The sequence below is a fragment of the Marinomonas algarum genome (genome assembly GCF_020532605.1).
GTDB classification, from domain to species: domain Bacteria; phylum Pseudomonadota; class Gammaproteobacteria; order Pseudomonadales; family Marinomonadaceae; genus Marinomonas; species Marinomonas algarum.
The window spans coordinates 1-4,652 of record NZ_JAJATW010000047.1 but is presented as its reverse complement, the minus strand read 5'-3'; the positions used below and the strand labels follow the sequence as shown (position 1 = coordinate 4,652).

The 4,652-nt window shown below is 43.4% G+C and carries 3 protein-coding genes; all 3 read left to right on the top strand.

Annotation, left to right across the window (positions count from 1 at the left end; genetic code table 11):
* The first annotated feature begins 119 nt into the window (after positions 1-119).
* The 3 genes from tnpC to ltrA (LG368_RS15060) all read left to right on the top strand — a co-directional run bounded on the left by tnpC (position 120) and on the right by ltrA (LG368_RS15060) (position 4,562).
* Positions 120-983, top strand: a complete 864-nt coding sequence (gene tnpC, locus LG368_RS15070; RefSeq protein ID WP_420827975.1) for an IS66 family transposase — start codon at positions 120-122, stop codon at positions 981-983.
* Positions 984-1,465: 482 nt separating this feature from the next.
* A complete protein-coding gene (gene ltrA / locus LG368_RS15065; protein WP_226755517.1) occupies positions 1,466-2,701 on the top strand; it encodes a group II intron reverse transcriptase/maturase in 1,236 nt (411 codons plus the stop codon).
* 625 nt (positions 2,702-3,326) lie between these two features.
* On the top strand, positions 3,327-4,562 hold the full coding sequence (gene ltrA / locus LG368_RS15060; protein WP_226755517.1) for a group II intron reverse transcriptase/maturase: 1,236 nt from the start codon (positions 3,327-3,329) through the stop codon (positions 4,560-4,562).
* Positions 4,563-4,652: the final 90 nt, after the last annotated feature.

Genomic DNA, 4,652 nt, shown 5'->3' with positions numbered 1-4,652 from the left:
TCACCTCGTCAGCTTAATTGGTTGCTAGATGGCCTGGCTCTCAATTTACAAGAAGCACACCCACATTTAACCTATCGATATCATGACGACTAGGGCATTCGCTTGGTATAATCCAAGCCATGACAATACTTCCTGATGACTTACCCAATGACATTGAATCGCTTAAGGCGCTTTTGCTTGAGCAATCGTTGCTGTTGGGTGAAAAAGACTCATCATTGAAAAAGCAAGAAAAGGCATTGACTGAAAAAGATACTCAACTTGCCGAGTGGCGATCTAAGTACGAGTCTATTCTTGAACAATGGCGTCTAGCACAACAAAAGCAATTTGGTAAAAGCTCAGAAGTGTCCCCAGGTCAAGGCGAACTGTTTGATGAATCAGACAGTGACTCGCAAGATGGCGATTCAGTTGTCGAGCCAGACACGCAAACCGTATCGTATACTCGCACAAAACCTAAGCGTAAACCTCTGCCAAAAGACTTACCTCGTGAAACGGTTGTCGTGGACGTATCTGAATCGGAAAAAACTTGTTCTTGCTGTCAGACACCACTTCATCGTATTGGCGAAGACACCTCTGAGAAATTGGAATTCCTTCCCGCACAGCTAAAAGTGATCGAAACCGTTCGTCCTAAATACGCGTGTCGCCAGTGTGAGAAGGCCGAGGTCAAAACAACGATCAAGCAAGCTGCAATGCCAGTCAGTATTATCCCTAAAGGTATCGCGACACCGAGTTTACTGAGCCAAGTGATTACCGGTAAGTTCCAATACAGCCTACCTTTATACCGACAAGAGAGCATGTTTAAGCAATACGGCATCGAACTGAGTCGGCAAACGATGTCGGACTGGATGCAAAAATGCTCAATCGCACTGCAACCCCTTTATGATCGACTTCATCATATTTTACTTGAACAACCCGTGGTTCAAGCGGATGAAAGTGTGCCAAGACGGAATGCTGTTGAACCTAACAACATTCCTTGCTGTTTTTGAGATGGAAGAAGGCCTTCCGTATTCGCTTTACAGGAGGAGAATACAAACCACCTCAAGCTGCTGTGATTAAAAGTCATGGTAGTGAGCGTTGAGGAAAAGGCAACGTTGAGTTGTCAGGTATGGATAAAGGAGATGAACTCGTGTGAACCACTGGACAAGTGTCGTTACTTGTAAGTGTTGTCGAAACTATGCTCTTTTCGTTGGCATAGGATAAGAATAGCGGAAACCTGTTTACTGGCTATTTGGCAACCGGCATTGAGGTGGCATGACCTTTATCTAGGCTCAGAAATGGAACTTGGGAACCTGTCACTTTGATGTTAAGGGAGAACTCGAAGCAGGAAACTGTAAGGGGAGAGTACCAATGCAAAGTACGGGGACGGAGTTTTCCGTAGTAGTGATGAAACTGTTGTAATGACGGTGGAGCGAAGGGAAAACGTTATTCGGCTTTGTTTAAGCCAACAACTGGTCTACAGGATGATTACTTGAACAAGGCAAAACCTTTTAACATAGACAAAAAACTCATCTGGCAAGCGTGGTTGGCAGTGAAAGCCAATCAAGGTTCAGCAGGAATTGATGGTGTAACTTTGTCTGACTTCGAGCGTAATCTACCCAAAAATTTATATAAGATTTGGAATCGGATGAGCTCAGGCTGCTATATGCCACCCCCTGTTAAACGGGTAGAGATCCCAAAATCGGATGGTAAAACACGCCCTCTTGGTATACCAACTATATCAGACAGAGTGGCGCAAATGACGGTAAAAATGCAACTGGAACCCGTTTGGGACTGTTTATTTTCACCTTCATCGTTTGGCTATCGTCGAGGGAAATCAGCACATGACGCAGTTACTCAGGCAAGGAACAATTGCTGGAAATACAATTGGGTTATCGATCTGGATATCAAAGGCTTCTTTGATAATATAGATCACCAGTTGATGCTAAAAGCCGTTGATCACCTTAATCCACCGGATTGGGCAAGACTCTGTATTGAACGATGGCTGAGGGCAGATATCATATTAACCGATGGCAGTAAGCTGTCAGGTGATAAAGGTACGCCACAAGGTGGTGTGATCAGCCCTCTACTCGCTAATCTGTTTCTACATTATGTCCAAGACAAATGGCTAGCTAGGGAATATCCAAACCTACCATTTGAACGGTACGCTGATGATACTGTGATACATTGCCGGAGTAAGCGTGAAGCCGAAGAGTTATTGTTGAAACTTAAGCAAAGAATGCTGGATTGTGGATTGGAACTTCACCCAGTAAAGACTCGTATTGTTTGTTGCGACACTAAAACACGAAGAGATCAAAATCAACATTATGAGTTTGATTTTTTAGGTTTTACTTTTCGCAGGCGAGGCGCCAGAGGTAAAGGAGGAGGACTGTTTACAGGATTTCTTCCAGCCATAAGTAAAAAAGCCAAGAAGTCGATAGTTCGCTCGTTCAGAGACTGGAACCTCCAGCGATGTACAAGTTTAAATATCGACCAAATAGCGAAGAAGATTAATCCTCAGTTAAGAGGGTGGATTAATTATTATGGTAAGTTTTACCCAAGTGAAATGACTATTTTATGGAGGATTTTGAATGAGCGACTAGTACGTTGGTTCAGAAATCGAAGTAAACGCTATCGCTGGCATAAAACTAAAGCGGCCAAAGCTTTGGAGCAGTTCAAGCAAAGGCACAGCTATTTATTTGCACATTGGAAAATGAAGGAATGTTAAATTGGTTGAATAACAAGAGCCGTATGAAGCGAGAGTTTCACGTACGGTTCTGTGAGCGGCTAGAGGGGAAGTTCCTCTGGTCTACTCTACGTGTGCCAAGACGGAATGCTGTTGAACCTAACAACATTCCTTGCTGTTTTTGAGATGGAAGAAGGCCTTCCGTATTCGCTTTACAGGAGGAGAATACAAACCACCTCAAGCTGCTGTGATTAAAAGTCATGGTAGTGAGCGTTGAGGAAAAGGCAACGTTGAGTTGTCAGGTATGGATAAAGGAGATGAACTCGTGTGAACCACTGGACAAGTGTCGTTACTTGTAAGTGTTGTCGAAACTATGCTCTTTTCGTTGGCATAGGATAAGAATAGCGGAAACCTGTTTACTGGCTATTTGGCAACCGGCATTGAGGTGGCATGACCTTTATCTAGGCTCAGAAATGGAACTTGGGAACCTGTCACTTTGATGTTAAGGGAGAACTCGAAGCAGGAAACTGTAAGGGGAGAGTACCAATGCAAAGTACGGGGACGGAGTTTTCCGTAGTAGTGATGAAACTGTTGTAATGACGGTGGAGCGAAGGGAAAACGTTATTCGGCTTTGTTTAAGCCAACAACTGGTCTACAGGATGATTACTTGAACAAGGCAAAACCTTTTAACATAGACAAAAAACTCATCTGGCAAGCGTGGTTGGCAGTGAAAGCCAATCAAGGTTCAGCAGGAATTGATGGTGTAACTTTGTCTGACTTCGAGCGTAATCTACCCAAAAATTTATATAAGATTTGGAATCGGATGAGCTCAGGCTGCTATATGCCACCCCCTGTTAAACGGGTAGAGATCCCAAAATCGGATGGTAAAACACGCCCTCTTGGTATACCAACTATATCAGACAGAGTGGCGCAAATGACGGTAAAAATGCAACTGGAACCCGTTTGGGACTGTTTATTTTCACCTTCATCGTTTGGCTATCGTCGAGGGAAATCAGCACATGACGCAGTTACTCAGGCAAGGAACAATTGCTGGAAATACAATTGGGTTATCGATCTGGATATCAAAGGCTTCTTTGATAATATAGATCACCAGTTGATGCTAAAAGCCGTTGATCACCTTAATCCACCGGATTGGGCAAGACTCTGTATTGAACGATGGCTGAGGGCAGATATCATATTAACCGATGGCAGTAAGCTGTCAGGTGATAAAGGTACGCCACAAGGTGGTGTGATCAGCCCTCTACTCGCTAATCTGTTTCTACATTATGTCCAAGACAAATGGCTAGCTAGGGAATATCCAAACCTACCATTTGAACGGTACGCTGATGATACTGTGATACATTGCCGGAGTAAGCGTGAAGCCGAAGAGTTATTGTTGAAACTTAAGCAAAGAATGCTGGATTGTGGATTGGAACTTCACCCAGTAAAGACTCGTATTGTTTGTTGCGACACTAAAACACGAAGAGATCAAAATCAACATTATGAGTTTGATTTTTTAGGTTTTACTTTTCGCAGGCGAGGCGCCAGAGGTAAAGGAGGAGGACTGTTTACAGGATTTCTTCCAGCCATAAGTAAAAAAGCCAAGAAGTCGATAGTTCGCTCGTTCAGAGACTGGAACCTCCAGCGATGTACAAGTTTAAATATCGACCAAATAGCGAAGAAGATTAATCCTCAGTTAAGAGGGTGGATTAATTATTATGGTAAGTTTTACCCAAGTGAAATGACTATTTTATGGAGGATTTTGAATGAGCGACTAGTACGTTGGTTCAGAAATCGAAGTAAACGCTATCGCTGGCATAAAACTAAAGCGGCCAAAGCTTTGGAGCAGTTCAAGCAAAGGCACAGCTATTTATTTGCACATTGGAAAATGAAGGAATGTTAAATTGGTTGAATAACAAGAGCCGTATGAAGCGAGAGTTTCACGTACGGTTCTGTGAGCGGCTAGAGGGGAAGTTCCTCTGGTCTACTCTAC